Annotated in this window: 14 protein-coding genes and 2 pseudogenes; 14 read left to right on the top strand and 2 right to left on the bottom strand. The window is 38.5% G+C overall.

Features of this window, described 5'->3' with window-relative positions; all coding sequences use genetic code 11:
* Positions 1 to 207 precede the first annotated feature (207 nt).
* On the top strand, positions 208 to 4,281 hold the full coding sequence (locus ACOZ9X_RS01135) for a S8 family serine peptidase (RefSeq protein ID WP_423416672.1): 4,074 nt from the start codon (positions 208 to 210) through the stop codon (positions 4,279 to 4,281).
* Between the two features lie 20 nt (positions 4,282 to 4,301).
* Here the strand turns inward: ACOZ9X_RS01135 and ACOZ9X_RS01140 are convergent, their stop codons facing one another.
* The gene (locus ACOZ9X_RS01140) at positions 4,302 to 5,303 is read right to left on the bottom strand and encodes a nuclease-related domain-containing protein (protein WP_423416673.1); all 1,002 of its coding nucleotides are present in this window, start codon (positions 5,301 to 5,303) and stop codon (positions 4,302 to 4,304) included.
* 438 nt (positions 5,304 to 5,741) lie between these two features.
* On the opposite strand from ACOZ9X_RS01140, the gene ACOZ9X_RS01145 reads away from it, so the two are divergent.
* The 12 genes and pseudogenes from ACOZ9X_RS01145 (at position 5,742) to ACOZ9X_RS01200 (ending at position 17,146) form a co-directional block, all read left to right on the top strand.
* Positions 5,742 to 6,602: a YitT family protein gene (locus ACOZ9X_RS01145; protein WP_423418197.1), complete on the top strand. Its 861-nt coding sequence runs from the start codon at positions 5,742 to 5,744 to the stop codon at positions 6,600 to 6,602.
* A gap of 454 nt (positions 6,603 to 7,056) precedes the next feature.
* On the top strand, positions 7,057 to 7,743 hold the full coding sequence (ftsE, locus tag ACOZ9X_RS01150; RefSeq protein ID WP_066397909.1) for a cell division ATP-binding protein FtsE: 687 nt from the start codon (positions 7,057 to 7,059) through the stop codon (positions 7,741 to 7,743).
* Entirely contained in the window at positions 7,733 to 8,626 is an 894-nt protein-coding gene (gene ftsX, locus ACOZ9X_RS01155) for a permease-like cell division protein FtsX (RefSeq protein WP_423416674.1), read from the top strand. Before ftsE ends, ftsX begins: the two co-directional genes overlap by 11 nt.
* 69 nt (positions 8,627 to 8,695) lie before the next feature.
* On the top strand, positions 8,696 to 9,913 hold the full coding sequence (locus tag ACOZ9X_RS01160; protein WP_423416675.1) for a murein hydrolase activator EnvC family protein: 1,218 nt from the start codon (positions 8,696 to 8,698) through the stop codon (positions 9,911 to 9,913).
* Between the two features lie 134 nt (positions 9,914 to 10,047).
* A complete protein-coding gene (locus ACOZ9X_RS01165) occupies positions 10,048 to 11,508 on the top strand; it encodes a S41 family peptidase (RefSeq protein ID WP_197264394.1) in 1,461 nt (486 codons plus the stop codon).
* 354 nt (positions 11,509 to 11,862) lie between these two features.
* Positions 11,863 to 12,042: a hypothetical protein gene (locus ACOZ9X_RS01170; RefSeq protein WP_198768339.1), complete on the top strand. Its 180-nt coding sequence runs from the start codon at positions 11,863 to 11,865 to the stop codon at positions 12,040 to 12,042.
* On the top strand, positions 12,039 to 13,238 hold the full coding sequence (locus ACOZ9X_RS01175; protein WP_423416676.1) for a PDZ domain-containing protein: 1,200 nt from the start codon (positions 12,039 to 12,041) through the stop codon (positions 13,236 to 13,238). Before ACOZ9X_RS01170 ends, ACOZ9X_RS01175 begins: the two co-directional genes overlap by 4 nt.
* A gap of 348 nt (positions 13,239 to 13,586) precedes the next feature.
* Positions 13,587 to 14,299 (top strand): annotated as a pseudogene (gene map, locus ACOZ9X_RS01180) (type I methionyl aminopeptidase).
* A gap of 207 nt (positions 14,300 to 14,506) precedes the next feature.
* Positions 14,507 to 14,632 carry a DUF2268 domain-containing putative Zn-dependent protease gene (locus ACOZ9X_RS01185; protein ID WP_423418198.1) on the top strand — a complete coding sequence of 42 codons (126 nt, stop codon included), beginning with the start codon at positions 14,507 to 14,509 and terminating at the stop codon, positions 14,630 to 14,632.
* A 962-nt stretch (positions 14,633 to 15,594) separates the two neighbouring features.
* Positions 15,595 to 16,206 (top strand): Type 1 glutamine amidotransferase-like domain-containing protein, encoded by a 612-nt coding sequence (locus ACOZ9X_RS01190; RefSeq protein WP_423416677.1) that lies wholly within the window; start codon positions 15,595 to 15,597, stop codon positions 16,204 to 16,206.
* A gap of 154 nt (positions 16,207 to 16,360) precedes the next feature.
* Positions 16,361 to 16,864 (top strand): DinB family protein, encoded by a 504-nt coding sequence (locus ACOZ9X_RS01195; protein ID WP_423416678.1) that lies wholly within the window; start codon positions 16,361 to 16,363, stop codon positions 16,862 to 16,864.
* Between the two features lie 123 nt (positions 16,865 to 16,987).
* Entirely contained in the window at positions 16,988 to 17,146 is a 159-nt protein-coding gene (locus ACOZ9X_RS01200; protein ID WP_423416679.1) for a hypothetical protein, read from the top strand.
* A gap of 197 nt (positions 17,147 to 17,343) precedes the next feature.
* Here the strand turns inward: ACOZ9X_RS01200 and ACOZ9X_RS01205 are convergent, their stop codons facing one another.
* The gene (locus ACOZ9X_RS01205; RefSeq protein WP_423416680.1) at positions 17,344 to 18,600 is read right to left on the bottom strand and encodes an MDR family MFS transporter; all 1,257 of its coding nucleotides are present in this window, start codon (positions 18,598 to 18,600) and stop codon (positions 17,344 to 17,346) included.
* Between the two features lie 712 nt (positions 18,601 to 19,312).
* Here ACOZ9X_RS01205 and ACOZ9X_RS01210 point away from each other — a divergent pair.
* Positions 19,313 to 19,510 (top strand): annotated as a pseudogene (locus ACOZ9X_RS01210) (DUF3006 domain-containing protein).
* The last annotated feature ends 17 nt before the right edge of the window (positions 19,511 to 19,527 follow it).

A 19,527-nucleotide genomic window follows, 5' to 3' on the forward strand; every position in this document is an offset into this window, starting at 1 on the left:
AGTCATGTATGAAACCCCGATAGCGGCAAGGCGATATTGAGATTACAATTACATTTGAATATACCAAAAATTCAAAAAAAGATAGGAGGCGCTGAACGCAATTTGTTTTATTAGAAAAATTTAACATCTAAGATATTCATTTAAATAGAACGCTCTAATAGGTGATTACAAATTCATTTTAGAAACCACAAAGAAAGCAGGGAAACGATGAAAAAGATATCTTTTATTAAAAAATCTACTGCCCTTACATTAGCTGCAGGATTGCTGCTCTCTCCAAACACGTCGATGTTCACACAGCAAACAAGTGCGGCTCCTTTTAAAGCCGAGGACATTTTAGCATCACTTACCGCTAAACAAAGAGAAGCTTTAAAACAACTAGAACTAACTGATGTTCAAGGTTTACAAGGTTTTAAAAAGGAAGAGCTTCTCAGTGAAAATGAAATTTCTGTTATCGTACAGTTTCAATCAAAACCTGGCCAAGCCGCTGTGTTAGAAGCTCAGTTAAAGGGTAAGAAGCTTTCGCGCCAGCAAGCAGACAGTAAAGTAGATCAAGAGCATGCTCAATTCAAGAATGATATAGAAACCCTGATTCCATCAGTCGCTCCCATGAGCAAAAAAGCCAGTCATAAGATCACATCGACTTACAAAACGGTGTATAACGGAGTAGCCATGAAGCTGCCAGCCAATCAGGTAGAATCACTTTTACAATCAGATGCCGTTAAGGCCGTTTATAAGGATGTAACGTTTCAAGTCGACCCGATTGCGATGGGAGAAGAAAAAGCCCTGAACAGCAACAGTGCGGGAACATCTGTAGAGAGCATTCCTTACTTGAAAATTGATCAGCTACATAATGAAGGAATCACTGGTGAAGGTGTTAAAGTAGGAATCTTAGATACTGGAATCGATTATAATCATCCTGACTTAAAAGAAGTGTATAAGGGCGGTTATGACTTTGTGGATAATGATAGCGATCCGATGGAAACCACTTATAAAAACTGGCAAGACTCTAAAAAGCCTGAGTTCAACGGAAACTCCTATTACACGTCACATGGTACACACGTTGCAGGAACGATCGCTGGTCAAGGGACGAACCCAAATGTATCGGTTCAAGGTGTGGCACCTGATGCTGACATCTATGCGTATCGTGTGTTAGGGCCGTACGGGACTGGCTCTTCTGAAGGCATAATATCAGGAATCGAGAAAGCTGTTAAAGACGGAATGGACGTGATTAATCTTTCGTTAGGTGCGGGTATAAACGATCCGTACTATCCGACGAGTACAGCGATCAACTATGCTGTTCTTAATGATGTGACGGCTGTCGTTTCTGCTGGTAATTCAGGTCCGAACGCATACACACTTGGTTCACCTGGTGCTGCTGCATTAGCACTTACGATTGGAGCGAGCGACGTACCGATGACGGTTGCTTCTTTTACAGGAACAGTAGGTAGTGAGAGTGGACTCCAGCTAACTGGCTTAGCACGTCATTATGCTGATCGATTGAACGACCTACAAGGTAAGTCATACGACCTTGTTGATGTTGGTCTTGGTAAGGCGACGAATTACACGGGTAAAGATGTAAAAGGGAAGATCGCTCTCATCGCTCGTGGTGAAACGACTTTGAACGAAAAAGTTACGCTCGCAAAGCAAAACGGTGCGGTTGCAGTACTCCTATATAACAACGTGGATGGAGTAATCGAAGCAAACCTTGGAGAGTCGACAACATTTATTCCATCATTCTCATTAACAAAAGCAGCTGGTGAAAAGATTAAGTCACAAATTAGTTCAGGTCAGTCTACGTTCACATTTGGAAACTATGCTGAAAAGCAAACAGAAGGTGATCGCTTAGCCGCTTTCAGTTCAAGAGGACCGGCAAGACAGACATACGATATGAAGCCAGAAGTAACGGCGCCTGGAGTTGCTGTTCTTTCTACGGTACCGTCTTACATGGTGAACCCAACGAGCCAAGAAAATTATGATTACGCTTATTCTAGATATTCCGGAACATCGATGGCCGCTCCACACACAGCAGGTATTGCAGCTCTCATGCTTGATGCGAATCCTGATTTAGAGCCTGAAGATGTAAAAACGATTCTTATGAACACAGCAGATCCGCTTAACGGTGATTACTCCGTATTTGAAGTAGGAGCAGGTCGTGTAGATCCGTACCAAGCTGTTTACAGTGGAACAAGCTTCCAAGTAAATGATGAGACTTTAATTCCTAGTTCTACAAATCTTGTGAAGATCAAAGAACGTACAGGCGGCATTGCCTATGGTAGTCATTACGCGGGTAAGAATCTGTCACTAAAAAAATCCGTTACGATTGAAAACCATGACAATGTAAAGAAGTCGTTCAAAGTTGAAGTCAAAGAAACAAAAAGATCACCAAGCCTGAAGGAGAATGGCATTCAAATAAACATTCCAGAAGAAATCAAAATCGCTGGTGATGATTTTAAAAAGGTGTCAGCGGGTATCGACATTCCTGAAAAAGCAAAAGAGGGAATTTACGAAGGGTATATCACACTAACAAACCATGCAAAGTCAGCTGAGCAATACCGAATTCCATTCAGTGTTCGGATTACAGAAGAAGGTTTTAACAAGTTAGAGCTTGCAACTCCTGCCATTGCTCCAAACTATTTGAACCAAGGAGGATTCTTTGGGTATCGCGCTATCTACACGGGTATGGAATTTAACTTTAAAGCGCCAATGGAAAAAATGGAAGTGGTTCTGCAAGACGGAACAACAGGCAAAGATTTAGGGCTGATCGGAACCATGAATTTGAGTGGACGCAACGAGAACCAATCCTATTACGTGTTAAACGCATTTAGCGGTATGTACTACAAATTCACTGGTGATGAAACAGAGCCGATCGATTCTGAAATCTCTTACGCGCCAGCAGGTCACTATAAACTAAAATTGATCTCTACCACAGCCACTGGCAAAGAAATTGTTGAATATCGCCACGTGTTTATCGATATTGATGCACCAACATTCGAAAGCTCGCTTGACGGAGAATCGCCTTTTTTAGAATACAAACCAGGTCAAGCAACCTATCCATTCGATATAAAAATTAATGATCCACTTGTAGACAAGATGAAAGAAGCTGGCCTAAACGTAGATCAATCTTTAAACTCAATGATCTACTATTGGAACTCTGCTTTTCCGTCAACTGCAATCAAAATGGACAAAGAAGGAAAGTTCGTTGAAGAGATTGCGATGAATGAAAAAGTTCAGTCACTCAATTTTCGTATGACCGGATTCGATATGGCCGGAAATCAAGCGCTGCAGAAAAATTATTACTTTGTTAAAGAAGGTACAGCCGTTTCCTACTCAAAGAGTAAAGATGCAGATGCTGTATTAAAAACAGGAGAAACGGTGAAGGCAACCCTTTCTTTAGACAACTTAACGAATCTAACGAAAGCAGAATGGAATTTAAACAATAGCAGTTATGGAGCCGTTTCACTAGTCGATGCTAAACTAAATGACTCCTTTAAAGATAAAGGCTCTATTGATGTAAAAGATGGTATGATCACGGTTCAATTCAATGAAAGAAGCGGCATTTTAGAGCATGCTGACCTTGTTGACGTAACGCTAAAAGTAAGTGATGCGACTTACACAACGCAAGCAGGCCTACTGCCCGTTGTAAAAGTAACGGATGCCAATTCCATTACAACTACCGTTCTACAAGCTCCTTTAGTATGGAAAGTGAAGCCACAATTCTCTATTGCCAATGGCTACATTACACCACAAGGATTCAAGAACGATGACGGAACTGTTACAGAAAGACGAGATTGGACAAAAGTAGGTGGCTCTGTTCAAATTATCGATGCAGACGGGAACGCACATGATCCATCTGAACGCATTGCGGATAATGGTCATTATAAGTACGACAAGTTGCCTCTGCAAAAAGAAGCATTCAAGGTTGAGATGAAAGTCCCTGGACACTTTTTGACGAAAGGGAAAGTCTTTATCGGATTTGAACACAAAGGTGAATTATACGGTCAAACCCGTTTTATTACCGCGCTTGATGTGAAGGCGGGGGACGTTAACCAAGATAACGTGATCGACATTTTTGATGCGATCGAGATTCAAAACGCTTGGGGAACAGCAAAGCGTGATGCAGATATTAACTTTGACGGAAAGGTGGATGCAAAAGATATGAAACATGTACAAACTAATTATCTCCTGCAAAATAAACATGTGGACGATACACCATCACCTAGAAAGAAATACAAAGGAAAAACGTTAGAAACGATACTAGTAGAACTAGGCATCCAGCAATAACTTATATATGTGAACAACCTTTAAGGAGAAGCAACTTCCTTAGAGGTTGTTTTTTTAATGAGATCATCAAGATGATAGATGCGGGATTTTCGATTGCCTGTGAAGGGGAGGTTCAGCGACTGGAGCAGGTGATAAGATTGGCTTGTTGATGTAAGATTCAAAAATTGTTTACAGGACTTATTGGAAATGGTGTTGGAGATTAGCAGAGCATAATCTACTAATGCAGCTTCATGAGCCTTGTTATAGTTGTTTTTACAAGATGCGCAGTACCATGTTCTCCTACGACGTAGTAAAAATTCAGCCTCACAACTAGGGCAAAACACACCAGTTAGTAAATGATTTGGATTGATTTGATACTTACTGCAAACGTCTGGATTATCTGGAGTGTGTATTTTTATCAGGTTTTTACTAATCTTTTTGCTATCTTTAGGTAAGATTATTTCCTTTCTAAGCTTATTGCTCAACTCTTCAAATTTGGCTACTAAACCAGAACTCTTGATTACTTTCATGCGAGCTTCTTTGTATGTAGAAGAAAATTCTGTTATGGCCTTTGGATTAGTCATTATTACAAGAGATTCGATTGTTAGATGAGGGATTTTGAAGTTATTTAAAATGGCCATCAAGTGATAGGATTGTCTTTTTACTTGTTCAACCGGATTTTCGAAAGCTTCTTGTTGATCATTTAATGTACGGATCATTGGGTCGTACTGACTTTCAAAATAGAGATGTCCTGCAATGTTCTTGCTTTCAATGATGAGTAAGAAGTGCGGTGTGATTATAAGTGTGTCAATTTGAAAGTAGTAGCCTTCATCTAAAATTCTGAGACCATGAAGAAAAATAAGGTTATTTTGATGAAGATACCGATAAAAATAGTCGAGTGACTGTTCACCACGGTAACCAGATATATGTTTTCTTAAAACACGATGTATTTCATCTTGTTTGCTGTCATTTAAGAGTGCTCTTTTCAAAAGGGATTGTAACTTATAAATGATAATTGGCTGTGTGCGATATTTTTTAATCAAAATTGACCACCTCATACACATTTTCTATATAATGATGACTTTTGAAGAGTAATGCAAAGTACTAAATGAAGGAAATTGAAACCCAGGGATCATTAATTTCACGGTAATTCTCTATATATTCACGGTAATTACAATTATATTCACGGATAAAAACAATAATTTCAGGGATAAAATTTTTTATCCGAAGTTCGACAAACTAAAACATATTACGACAACCGCACAAACCAAAATACTATCCCATTCATATGTCCATACTATCCACATCTAGCTACCACACCCGAAATCTCATCATGGCAACACAATCAACCGCTACTTCACCCCATCACCGCGGCACTAAGGTCTCATTTACAAGGGTATACTGTGATTGGTATACTTTTTCTCGGTTTAAAGAAATTCCTTATGAAAGTTTGAGGGTTAAAGACAGCAATGATGATGGCTATGCGAAAACGACGCGGGATACTTCACCCGACCGTTGAACTCATTTTAGAATATGTATATGTTGTGATTGGATCAGGACTTGTGGCACTCGCATTCTCGGTATTCCTGCTGCCGAATCAGATTGCCTCTGGCGGAGTAAGTGGGATATCAACGATTTTATATGGACTCTTTCAATGGAAACCTTCTATTGTACAGTGGAGTTTAAACATTCCGCTCTTCTTTGCGGGATTGTTTTTCCTCGGACGCCGATTTGGTGCAAAAACGCTCGTTGGAACCGTTGTGCTTCCGTTCTTCGTCTTTATTTTTGAAGGCTGGGGAGCGGCTACAGAAGATCCATTGCTTGGCGCGATTTTTGGTGGACTTGGAATCGGGGCTGGCCTCGGTATCGTGTTCCGCGGAAAAGCTTCTACAGGGGGCGTTGATCTGCTCGCACAGATCATCCATAAATATACGGGTGCTTCACTCGGGTCGATCATCCTTCTCATAGACGGAACGATCGTTACGTCGTCCGCTCTATTTTTCGGAATTGAACAGGCTCTGTATGCACTTATCGCGATGTTCATTACGGCAAAAACGATCGATGTGGTTCAGATCGGGCTAGGGACGACGAAGATGGCGTTGATCATTTCGGATAAAGAAGATGAACTTCGCCAAGGCATACTGACTCACATTTATCGAGGTGTAACGAAGATCAATGCGTTCGGTGGATACACGCAAGATGAACGGCCGATGTTGATGGTCGTTGTCGCACAATATGAAGTAACCAAGTTGAAACAATATGTAAAAGGTGTAGATCCAGATGCTTTCGTAATCGTTGTAAATGCGAACGAAGTGTTAGGAGAAGGCTTTAAACGCGGATAAACATTTAACAAATCAGCCAGTTGGGACTTGTCTCAACTGGCTTTCGTTTGTTCACTAGTACTTTTCGCATAGAGGAGCCCTTTTTACTAGAATTAGCGTATCACTCTTTGAAAAAACCCTTCAATACCAGGTCAAAAGACCCGAAATCCCGCAGCGATGGTCGGTTTTATCGCCTTTGTGTCGAAAAGTCTTCCTGCAGGTTTTGAATGATATATGAAGGATTTCAGCGAATTGTGTCGTATTTTAAGTACTACGGAATCTCGAAAACATGACCATGGTCCCTTGTTTGAGGGAAGATGAAACACAACTGTAATAAAATTGTCAGTGCAAGATGTTATAATAGTTATTGCGGAAAAAAACTGACATATATCGCGTATTTGTCGAAAGACCTTTATATAGAACTTGTTGATTGATCAGGGAAATATTTTTTGGGGTAGTAAGGAAGTGATTTTTTTTGATAGAAATGGTTGATGTATGGAAAACATACCCGAACGGTGTTATGGCACTTAACGGGATTGACGTCTACATAGAAAAAGGTGAATTTGTTTATGTAGTCGGACCCAGTGGAGCAGGTAAATCCACGTTTATAAAATGTATGTATCGTGAAGAGAAACCAACACAAGGTTCAATTATCATTAATGGAACAAACCTTGCAAAAGTAAAAGAAAGACAGATTCCTAAAGTACGAAGAAAGATCGGAGTTATCTTCCAAGACTTTAAACTGTTGCCGCGTTTAACGGTATACGAAAACGTAGCGTTTGCACTTGAAGTTATTGAAGAATCTCCAAAAGTGATCAGAGAACGTGTTATGGAAGTTCTTGATCTTGTAAAACTAAAAAACAAAGCGCGCATGTTCCCAGACGAGCTATCAGGTGGAGAGCAGCAGCGTGTATCGATCGCACGTTCGATCGTGAACCATCCTCCAGTTGTTATCGCGGATGAGCCGACAGGTAACCTTGATCCAGAAACAGCGTGGGAGATCATGGACATCTTTAAAGAGATAAACGCTCGTGGAACGACAGTTGTTATGGCAACTCATAATAAAGAAATCGTAAATACAATCACAAAGCGCGTAATTGCCATCGAAGGCGGCCGAATTGTACGTGATGAGGCGAAGGGGGATTACGGCTATGAAGATTAGAACATTAAAGCGTCATTTCGTAGAAGCATTCAAGAGCATGGGAAGAAACGGCTGGATGTCCTTTGCTTCCATCTCTGCGGTAACGGTAACATTGCTATTAGTGAGTGTGTTCTTGGCAATCCTCTTGAACATTAACTATATTGCAAGTCAGATCGAAGACGATGTACAGATCAGAGCTTACATCGAACGAACCGAAAAGCCTGAAAGATACGATGCCTACAAACAAGAGCTACAAAAGCTTGGTAAGGTAAAAACAGTAGAGTATCAATCTAAAGAAGAAGGTCTTGATGAACTGATTGAAAGTCTAGGAGATGAAGGAGAAGCCTTCTCATCTCTTAAGAATGAAAATCCATTGCGAGATGCATTCATCATCTATACAGAAAAGCCACAAGATACGGCTGCTGTTGCAAAAGAAGTTGAGAAATTTAAATTTGTAAACAAAGTTGAGTACGGACAAGGGACCGTCGAGAAACTCTTTAAAGTGACAGATGTTGCCCGCAACGTTGGAATCGTCCTCGTATTAGGACTTGTTTTCACAGCGATGTTCCTCATCTCAAATACTATAAAATTAACGATCGTAACACGACGACGCGAGATTGAAATTATGAAACTCGTTGGTGCGACGAATGGGTTTATCCGCTGGCCGTTCTTCATTGAAGGTTTTGCATTAGGTGTCGCGGGTGCTATATTACCAATCGTTGTCATCACGGTAGGTTATCAAGCTATTTTCGATATCGTTAATCAAAAATTAGGAACAGTATTCATTGAGCTATTGCCAGTAACACCACTTATCCCGCAGCTAGCGCTGTTGATGATTCTGATCGGTGGAGTGATCGGCGTTTGGGGAAGCTTAACGTCTGTTCGTAAGTTCTTGAAGATTTAAGTAAAGATAGCAGAAATAAAGAGATCCAAGAAAAACGAAACAATTAACAGGGGTTAGGGAGGAAAACGAATGAAAAGGAAAGTGGTTGGTACAGTGCTTTCACTAAGTTTAGCACTGGGCGCCTTTACTATGTATCACTCTGAATCCGTCGTTCACGCGGAATCTTTATCAAGCATCAAGAAAAAACAACAAGAAAATGCAAAGAAAGCGAAAGAATCACAAGCTAAGCTGGACAAGAACAAAAGCAGCCAAGCAGCGATTGAAGCAGAAGTAGCAAGAATCGATAAGCTTTCTTCTGAAACAGATCTAAAAGTACAAGCCAAACAAACGGATATTAAAGAAACAAAAGAAGAGATCGACGTGTTAAAAGGCGAGATCGCTGTTGTTCAAAAGCGAATCGATAAGCGCGATGCTCTTTTAAAAGAACGTGTTAACTCTATGTATGAATCTGGCGGAGCTGTTTCTTACTTAGAAGTTGTTCTTGGTTCAAAAGATTTTGGTGATTTTCTTGACCGCGTTCTAGCATTGAACATGATTGCAGAACAAGATCGTCAGCTTTTAGAAGAACAAAAGAAAGATAAAGAGCTTCTAGAGAAAAAGATGGCAGACGTTGAGAAAAAATTAGTTAACCTACAAAACGCAATGAAAGAACTACAAGTGCTACAACAGCAATTAAAAGCGCAAATGGATGAGAAAACTCGTTTGATGGCTTCTCTTAAAAAAGAAGAAGACTCCTTGCATGCTGAAGCACATAAGATTGAAAACGAAGGTGCACTTCTAAAATCTCAAGAAGATGCGTTCCGTGCTGAACAAGCTCGTGCAGCTGCACGTGAAAAAGCAGCTCGTGAATCATCGTCTTCAGGTGGATCAGCTCCTTCAATGGGACCTGTATCAGGTAACGGTATGATCATCAAACCTGCTGCTGGAAGAATTACTTCTGGTTTTGGTAACAGAAGCAGCGGTATGCATGAAGGAATCGACATCGCTCAAGGTGGTACCGTTCCGATCTATGCTGCTGCAGATGGAACAGTTATCCGTTCTGAGTATTCATCATCTTACGGAAACGTTGTATACATCTCTCACTCGATCGGTGGGCAGCAATGGACAACGGTTTACGCTCACATGAGCAGCCGTGCTGTATCAGGCGGTTCTGTTTCAAAAGGGCAGTTCCTAGGCAACATGGGGAACACTGGACATTCATTTGGTCAGCATTTACACTTTGAACTTCACAAAGGACCTTGGAATGCAGGAAAAACAAATGCTGTAAATCCTGCGGCTTACTGGTAAAATAAACACATAAAGTAAACAAGCTATTCATATAGTGAAGTAGGAGACAGGCTGTTGCCTAAAGACTCTTACAATGGAAGGCATCGCACTTTGCAGGGTGTGATGCCTTTTCCTGCAAAAACGAGGTGAGCAGAATGAACGTAAATAAAAAAATGTTGGCCCTGCTGATTGTTCTTTCCTTGCTTGTTGGTGCCGGTGGCATGTATGGTTCGATGGCACTGTTTGGAAACGATTCAAAGTATGTTCAGAACGGTGAAGTAAACGATCTGCCGAAGACCGCAACGAAAGTCGACAACGACGAAGAGTTTGCGAAGCTTCAGAAGACGTATGAGATCATTTCTTCTCGTTATGTAGAAGATGTTGATCGTGACAAACTCCTTGAAGGTGCCATTCAAGGAATGGTTAAAACGTTAAAAGATCCATATTCCGTTTATATGGATGAAGAGACAGCCAGTCAATTTTCACAATCACTCGATTCTTCTTTTGAAGGAATCGGAGCTGAAGTAAGTATGGTAGACGGCAAAGTAACAATTGTCGCACCGTTTAAAGATTCACCTGCCGAAAAAGCAGGACTAAAGCCAAACGATCAAATCATCACGATTGACGGTAAAAGCGTTGAGGGGCTCGATCTGTATAAAGCCGTATTAAAAATCCGTGGCGAAAAAGGATCTGTCGTAACACTTGGTGTGAAACGAACAGGTGTAAACGATGTAATGCCGGTAAAAGTAACACGTGATGAGATTCCGATCGAGACCGTTTACTCTGATATTGAAGAAGTAAAAGGTAAGAAGATCGGTGTACTTGAAATCACATCTTTCTCAGAAAAAACGGGAGCTGATTTCAAGAAACAGCTAACAGAGCTAGAAAAAGAAAAGATTGATGGTCTTGTTATTGACGTTCGAGGTAATCCGGGAGGTTATCTAGAAGCGGTTGATAGCATTCTACGTCAGATCATTCCTGAGAAAAAACCATTCGTTCAGATCGAAGACCGCAAAGGCAACAAAGAACGTTATGTTTCTACGTTAAAAGAAAAGAAAGATTATCCAATCATCGGTTTGATTGATAAAGGCAGTGCATCAGCTTCTGAAATTTTAGCTGCTGCTCTAAAAGAAGCAGGAAACTATGACTTAGTTGGTGAGAAGTCGTTCGGTAAAGGTACCGTTCAGCAATCCATCGACCTTGGTGATGGATCGAATATCAAGCTGACGCTGTTTAAGTGGCTGACACCGGATGGAAACTGGATTCACAAAAAAGGGGTAAAGCCTACTTTTGAAGTGAAGCAGCCAGATTACTTCTACACAAACCCGATTACGGTTGAGAAAAAAGCGTTAGAGTTTGATATGAACAATGAGCAAGTGAAGAACGCTCAAGTGATGTTGAACGGTTTAGGGTTCCAAACGGGTAGAGAAGATGGATACTTTGATGAAAAGACGCAAGCTGCAGTAACTGCGTTCCAGCGTGCGAACGACTTGCCAGCAACAGGGAAAGTAGATACGAAGACAGCTGGTAAGATGGAGTCAAAAGTGATCGATTCCATCCGTGATGATAAGAACGATGTTCAGCGTAAAACGGCGATTGAATTGCTTGCAAAATAAGGGATTATGGCAGGAAAAAACAACTGAAACACGAATACTATCCGTAGAGGAAATTATTCTCTACGGATTTTTTTTTGGTAAAGCTTCGATGTTGTGGAAGAGGTTGATTTGCGCTCCAGGTTGCTGGCTTTCCGCGGGGCAGGCGGTGAGCCACTTGCCGCTTCGCGCCATTAAGTGTCTCACCTGACCGCTTGTCCTAGCCGAGAGTCTCGCACCTTACGCTCCAATCAACAACCGAGAAGTCATAACAAAACAAAAAAATACTAGTCTTGAATGATTTCGAATGTGGGAATTAAATAAAATTAAACGATCTAAAAGATAAAATCCTTTGTCATGTTAAAAGGGGTAGACGAAATGCAGTCATTGAATGTTGGAGATGTTATTTATCAGCTGGTTTTGTTTCTTGTGCTAATTGCCATTATCGTTGGAGTGGGGTTATTAGTGAAGCGAGCTGTGAGTACGGATAGAAGGTTGAAACGTATTGAAGAAAAAGTGGATGAATTGAAAGATGAGAAAGGAAGAGACCGCACATGACAGACACCTTCGTGAAAGAATTACTTCAGGGCATGCTGCTGCTTTTTTTACACCCGCTTTTTTATGGTTTTATTCTAGTTGCTTTTTTAATTGGATTAAAACGTGTGAAACGAGAGAGAAAAGAATTTAAAGTGCGCGTGCATCCTGTTATTGATAATTTAATATTTTCATTGTTGCCAGGTATTCTAATAGGACTCATCGGATCGGTAATCTTTGTGACAGCTGGAATCACGTTGCCGCTTGGGATGATTGCTTTGATCGGGGTCGTCTATCTAGCTTTAGGATTAACGTTTAAAACAAGGTTTATGAACCCGGCTTATGCTGTAAGTTTATCGGCAGTTGTAGGGCTATTGCTTCCGAAATTTAATGTTGGAATTTCTTTTGTAGATCAGTGGATTGTGGATGTTCAAAAAACACCTCTTGATTCATTAGCGGTCATTATTGGTGTTCTTTTGGTTCAAGAAGGAATACTGGTCATCTGGAAGGGTGCAGATCGCACGTCCCCTCGACTGTTCAAAGGAAAACGAGGACATTATATCGGGGCACATGAAGCTACGAGATTTTGGATTGTTCCACAGTTTTTAGTTCTTCCTGTAGGCTCCATTCCTGTATTAGATTGGTGGCCGCTGTTTCCGATGGGCGCAGTAGGATTCTCATTCTTCCTTGTACCGTTTGCGATTGGATATCGCCAGCTGGTTACACATACATTGCCAGAAGAAGCGATTAAACATCTAGGCAGACAAGTTTTCATTTTAGGATTTATTGTAACAGGTATTGCAGCGGTAGGTCATTTTTATAATTTGCCACTATTAATTGCTATAGCAATCGCAACTGGTCTAGCGGGACGAGAGCTCATCACGCTTGTAACGAGCCAACGTGATGACACGAGACCATCACACTTTGTGCCAAGAGATCAAGGGGTTATGATTCTTTCAGTTGTACCAGGAACACCTGCTGCAAAGATGGGATTAAAGATAGGCGAAGTCATTGTGAAAGTAAATGGAGTAACACTTTCACACGAATCAAGTTTGTACCGAGCCCTTCAAATTAACGCTGCATACTGCAAACTTGAAGTTCTTAATTTGAATGGTGAGATCCGATTTGTTCAAGGATCACTCTATCAAAACGAACACCATCAACTAGGTGTACTCCTCGTCCATGATGTAGTGGATCGGAATGCTGCTGTTGGGGATTGATGTAATTGTTCATAATTAACCGGAATCTGTTCAAAATTCGCCGGAATGATTATTCGTAATTTATCGGAATCACATAATTTTTATATAAAGGCTCATTCAATGTGAGTCTTTTTTTAATTATGTTATTCAACAAAAGGGCCAGATTGTGGAACAACATTTCTTAAGACAATTGGATATTTATCTTTCTATAGGAAAGTGGAAGCCTAATCCAGATCCTTTTTATGCTCTGTTTCTAGACCGTAGTAAATTCAGCAAATAAATTTACATTGCCATTATTTTTTGAGAAAGTAATGGTAAAATTAATACTTATATATTTATTGATAATAAAAGATAATGAGGTAGGAAAAAATGATTGCTAAATCAGAAGAAGATTTTAATGGTTTGAAGGAAATTGGCAAAATTATTGCCCGATTCCTGGTATAACGACCAAGGAACTTGATGATATAGCCGGAGAACTTTTAGAAAAAGCAGGTGCAGTTTCAGCTCCAAAAGGTGAATATGACTTTCCTGGCTATACTTGTATTAGTCTTAATGAAGAAGTGGCCCATGGTATTCCGGGTAATCGGGTTATTCGTGAAGGGGACCTAGTAAATATAGATGTATCTGCTTCAAAGAATGGTTATTTCGCAGATACAGGAATCTCGTTTGTAGTAGGAAAAGGAGAAGAAGTTTTGACGAGAATATGCGACGTTGCTAAAAAGGCATTTGAAGCAGGTCTTAAAAAACCTAAGCCTGGTGCCAAAAAAAGTAGAATCGGAAAAGCAGTATTTGACACAGCTAAGCAGCATGGATTCACTGTTATCAAAAACCTTACAGGACATGGTATTGGACGTAGGATACACGAGGCACCTGACCATATTCTTAACTATAATGATCCATGGGATAATGAAATTTTAAAGGAAGGGATGGTTATCGCATTTGAACCCTTTATTTCAACCTTCGAAGAAGAAGTATTCCAAAAAGAAGACGGCTGGACCTATGCTACAGAAAAAAGCTATGTAGCACAATTAGAACATACGATTATCCTTACTAAAAATGGTCCAATTATTGTCACACTTTAATTCAAGCAATGAAATTTCTAAAATCATAGTCCTTATTTTAGACTTTTTATTGTGATTAATATTTATTTAACCTAACGGGTGCTTTAGTTCAATGCTGCATTTCTTCAGAAGGAGATTTGCACTTTAAATATATTTCGTAGGTCATGGCAGTTCAGATGAAGTTGTTTGTTACATTTGTTATTCTTTTATTTTGTTTAGTTTAAAAAGATATCAGCCAGTTGGTCTTTCATTGCTGGATATGCAGTAGGCTATGAGGTTGTTAAATCGTTTATGAAAAATAAAACGATATTTGAAATAACGCTAATTTCCAGTGATGACATAATAAAGGGGTAGGAGTGTTTTAAATATGTGGACGGCAGAAAATCGTTTGATAAAAACTGTCGGCACTATATGAACAATACAGTGGCTATAACTAAGCAAAAAAATAATTTTCACTGGTAAAAACTCAAATGAAATGATTTGTTTGTTATGTTATGTTTTTTAGTCATCCTTATTACCATCAATTCATTACTTTATCCAATATACGCTGGATACTGGATAAATTTATTTGAATTGAAAAACTCGTATACAAGTTTCGCCTTTTAAGTTAAAATGTAAATCCATATTTTTTATGTCACCAATTTAAACTAATATAACAGGTGCTCTATAACTTAGATAAACCTTCTATTCTTATCATGTGATTTAAAGAGTTTACGTGAGAGAGGTAATTTGATAAAAATTCAAATAATCGGTGCATCGGGAACTGGTAAAAGTACATTAGCAAAATACATTAGTGAAAAGGATGTATAAGAGATATTAATACTAACGATAGCTATATAGTGTCTGGTTCAATTTTTATGTGGTATAAAAAAGGTTTAGCAATCGTGACCTTTTAGTTTTTTTGACACTTGACGAATAAGTGCGCATGAAGCGTTTAAGGAAAAGGGAAATCGTACGAAACAGTAAAATGTGGCTAGATAAAAATGTTGAGTACACAAATGATTTTTTGGAATGGTGTAAAACATATTGGTTAGAAGAAAATAAAAGGATGCCAGGCACTTATGGTGAACAACTCCACCAAATAACAATATCCAATAGCCCTGTATTAAAGCTTAACAGCTCGCAACCACTCGATAAACTCTATGCTGAAGTAATTGAGAAAAGAGAATTACTAAGTTACCAATTAAATGGAGTATCCTTAGTGAACAGGTATTCTAAACTAAAAATATTAGGAAAATGCGTTTTGTTAATTATTGTTGCTTCGTAAGAGATGATAATTAATAAGATTTTGATATTTATGTAAAGGAGAAACAGTTATGTTGAATATGTTATTGACATCTTCGTTCAAAGATGTTGTTGGACACTTTATTGATTTCGTTGGAGAGGATGTAAAAGGGAAAACAGTAACCTTTATTCCTACTGCAAGCATCCCAGAAGAGTACGATCATTATGTCTATACAGCAAAAGAAACATTCAAAAATTTAGGTATAGTTGTTGATGAACTTGATGTTTCGGAGGCACCCCTAAAGGAGATTACTGATAAGTTAAAACGAAATGATTATATTTACGTTTCAGGTGGGAACGTGTTTTTCTTATTACAAGAGTTGCGAATCTCAGGTGCTGAAAAATTAATTAAAGAACAAATTAAAGCTGGTAAATTGTATATTGGAGAATCGGCAGGATCTATAGTAACATCTCCTAATATTGAGTATGTAAAGTTTATAGATGATGTGGGCAAAGCAACAAAATTACATTCATTTGAAGGATTAAATATAATTAAGTTTTTTCCACTCCCGCATTATAACAATGAACCTTTTAAAGAAGCAGTAAATAATGTAATTGATTACTACAACTCAAAGTTAAATCTTTTGCCTATCTCGAATGACCAAACAATTCAGATTAAAGAAGGAAATATCACTGTCAAATGAACATTAATTCTAAATGATGCCAAATAATCATTTTATTAAGTGCTTTACTTTAAATTTAATAAAAGTTTTATTTCGAAAAATATAATAACAGAATCATATTTGCAAATTTTTTCTCTTTATATGAGATTTAATTATGTAAAACGGAGGTAAAAATATGTATATTACGGTCGCAGATTTTATTAGGGAATGGAAATGGGAAGCGTCTCTAACTCAAAAAGTATTGAATGGTCTAACTGAAGAATCTTTGAAGCAAAAGGTTTATCCTGAGGGACGGACTTTAGGCAGAATTGCCTGGCATTTTACAACTAATATCCCAGAGTATCTAGCCCACTTTGGTTTAAAAGCTAATGAAGTAGATAGTGCAGAAAAGGTTCCCGATTCGGCTATTGAGATCGCAGAGACATTTAACCAAATAAGCAGCCAAGCTATTAAAGTTATAGAGAATGAATGGACAGATCAATCTCTGTTGGAAGTACAGAATGCATTTGGCAGAGAAGAAACAAATGCTCAAATATTATTCGGACTAATTAAACACATAGTTCATCATCGAGGGCAAGTTACTATACTTATGCGTCAAGCAGGATTAAAGCCCTTTGGAGTTTATGGACCAACAAAAGAAGATTGGAGTAAGACTGGTATAGAAAAGCCTCCACTTTAATACTTCGCATAACACCAAGCGTATAAAGTGATGAAAGATTCTTTTGATGGTTATAACTTTGACACATTTCTTAGACAGGGAAGAAGTGTCTGTACTTTTTTAAAATTAGGAGTGAACCGGTCTATGTCATCAGAATTAATTCCAGAGTTATGGGAGACAAAGTTACTTATGGACAAATACAAACGAGAATTAGCTTCTATTCAACCAGATATAATCCAATCTCCAGAATTTAAGGAATTAGAAGAGCAATTTCAGAAAACATTAATAGCTGCATCATTATAATTATTAGACATTTTCCAGTGAACATCAATTCTACTTATATATTTCACAATCGGGTGCATTTCTCTAAGAAGGAGATCTGCACTTTTTTATTGAAGTTATTGAAAAAGCGGATAGTTTAGTTGAATAACTTAAAAGACAAAAGGAGAGGGATATGAAAGAGGGAGGCGTAATTCATAATTACGCCTTCTAATCTTAGCTTAATCTCCATCCACCATCTTTAGTTGGGGAGAGTAAAGCCTGAATAATTTAATATATAACAGTACACCGATAAAGGAAAAGACAACAATTAAACTAAAGATGCCTATAGGTGGAATAAAGCTGGCTAGAAAAACGGACAACGGTCCCATTGCTTTTCCCAAAGTATTTTGTAAACTATCAGCTGCAAGATATTGGCCTCTTGCATGTTCAGGTGCATAGTGGCTTACAAAACTTTGGGTTACAGGTGTCCGCACAATCTCACCAAAAGTGAATATAACCGTTACAAACAATAAGTACCAGATGTTATTATTCATTCCTACTAGAAAAGTGCCTATCCCTGCTAACAGTGATGAAAGAATGAATATATTCCGTTCCTGCCAATTCTTAAACCAGTTCGTTACAGGAAGGATAAATAGAACAAACAAGAGACCATTGAACCCAACAAGCCATCCAAAAATTTCATTGCTGGATAATATGAGTGAATCACCATTCCATGTAAAGAGTGGCTGTGTTGGTACATTATTTATAATATATACTGGTATATAGAGGTCAAGCTGCATTATTGGGAATAAAGAGAAAATTCCTGCCACCACATAAACCATAAAAATTTTATCTCTAAAGATAATGGTGTATCCATTCCACCTTTGTTTAAAAGAACGTTTAAGGGGACATGTCAAATCAAGTTCCTTTTTAGAGTTAGGTAATGTTTCATAAGTGATATAGTAAATCGCCAATAAATATAGGAATAAAACTAATGCACAGGTCCAAAGAAGTTCTTGACGATATTGGAAAAAGAAAATCGCTCCGATTACCGGACCGAGCACAGCACCAATATTATTGATTGTCATGAAAGTCGCAAATACCTGACGAAGATTCTTTTCATGCACCAAGTCTGCAACCATTGCGGAACTTGCAGGTCGGTAGAGAGCAGAACCTATCCCAATACCAATAAAAGCAATATAATCTATCCAGGGTGATGTAGAAAAGGCAAACATGACGAACATCAGCATTTGAAGAAATGTGCCAAAAAGCATAACGGGTCTTCGCCCGAGAGAGTCAGCAAAATTTCCTCCAAGCAAGCTTCCAATTATACTAAGTAGTGGTGGCAGAGCCATTAGTAAACCAGCAATCTTAAAACCAAGTATTTCGCCAAAATAAACAGTGATAAAAGGGAAGTACATCCAAAAAAGCAGGTTAAATAGACCTTCTCCAACAAGCCGGACCTTTAAATTCTTATCCCAAATAAATTTTTCCATAGCAATCTTCCTTTCGGCTTTCTCTAATATGTGATGCCCAGGCCTGGGTATGTATAATATAGGTGATATTTCAAGAAAGATATAGACTTATATTCAGTTATAAATTATAATAATATTATGAAAAGCAAGCGTAGTAAATCTTATTTGAGATGTCCCGAAAAAAGAACACACGTTCCTCCACTTGGATAATTAATGATAATTAAGCTAAAGATCACGTCTGATTTTTAGCTTTTTGCATTTTTAAATAAAATTCATTTACACATGTAAAAAAAACATTTTGCTGCAACTATAATGATTATTTAAAACAATAAAATGAAAAAATAAGAATGAATATGGGAAGACAGATTTAAATAACTGGAGTGCTGTACTTCTCATAAACTACAACAAGAATAACTCCTTGTTTACAGGGGATGCTGAAGCGCAGTCTGAAAAAGACATGGTAGCTAAAAATACATTTCAAAAGTGGATGTGTTAAAAGTAGGACATCATGGATCAAAGGATTCTTCAACACAAGCTTTCTTGAACCTTGCAAACCCTACGTATTCTATCATTAGTGTAGGAGCAAAGAATTCCTACAAACACCCTAACCACTGAACCACTAAGTAGACTAACAAAGCTAAATCCAAGATTTATAGAACCGATCAAAAAGGTACGATTAAAGTTGTAAGTGATGGTCAGAAGATCTCCATAACAACAGAAAAGAAGTGATACATTGAAAGGCATTATTGATCGTTTTGAAGGAGAATATGTTATCGAAGTGGAAGGGATCACAAAGGACTTTTTCCCAGAAGATGCGAAACCTGGAGATGTAGTCATTATTAAGTGATCAAAGATTATAATTGCAAAGAACGAAACAAAAAAGTTAAGAAAAGAAATAGAAGACCTTATGAATGAGGTATGGGAAGATTAATGAAGGGAGCGTTTTAT

Origin of the sequence: Fictibacillus nanhaiensis, from assembly GCF_049537595.1 — a bacterium.
GTDB lineage: Bacteria > Bacillota > Bacilli > Bacillales > Fictibacillaceae > Fictibacillus > Fictibacillus nanhaiensis_F.

Coding starts and splice junctions, on each gene's coding strand:
- ACOZ9X_RS01190 (WP_423416677.1), top strand. CDS start 15,595: ATGTTGAATATGTTATTGACATCTTCGTTCAAAGATGTTGTTGGACAC.
- ACOZ9X_RS01195 (WP_423416678.1), top strand. CDS start 16,361: ATGTATATTACGGTCGCAGATTTTATTAGGGAATGGAAATGGGAAGCG.
- ACOZ9X_RS01160 (WP_423416675.1), top strand. CDS start 8,696: ATGAAAAGGAAAGTGGTTGGTACAGTGCTTTCACTAAGTTTAGCACTG.
- ACOZ9X_RS01175 (WP_423416676.1), top strand. CDS start 12,039: ATGACAGACACCTTCGTGAAAGAATTACTTCAGGGCATGCTGCTGCTT.
- ACOZ9X_RS01135 (WP_423416672.1), top strand. CDS start 208: ATGAAAAAGATATCTTTTATTAAAAAATCTACTGCCCTTACATTAGCT.
- ACOZ9X_RS01165 (WP_197264394.1), top strand. CDS start 10,048: ATGAACGTAAATAAAAAAATGTTGGCCCTGCTGATTGTTCTTTCCTTG.
- ACOZ9X_RS01200 (WP_423416679.1), top strand. CDS start 16,988: ATGTCATCAGAATTAATTCCAGAGTTATGGGAGACAAAGTTACTTATG.
- ftsX (WP_423416674.1), top strand. CDS start 7,733: ATGAAGATTAGAACATTAAAGCGTCATTTCGTAGAAGCATTCAAGAGC.
- ACOZ9X_RS01205 (WP_423416680.1), bottom strand. CDS start 18,600: ATGGAAAAATTTATTTGGGATAAGAATTTAAAGGTCCGGCTTGTTGGA.
- ACOZ9X_RS01170 (WP_198768339.1), top strand. CDS start 11,863: ATGCAGTCATTGAATGTTGGAGATGTTATTTATCAGCTGGTTTTGTTT.
- ACOZ9X_RS01145 (WP_423418197.1), top strand. CDS start 5,742: ATGCGAAAACGACGCGGGATACTTCACCCGACCGTTGAACTCATTTTA.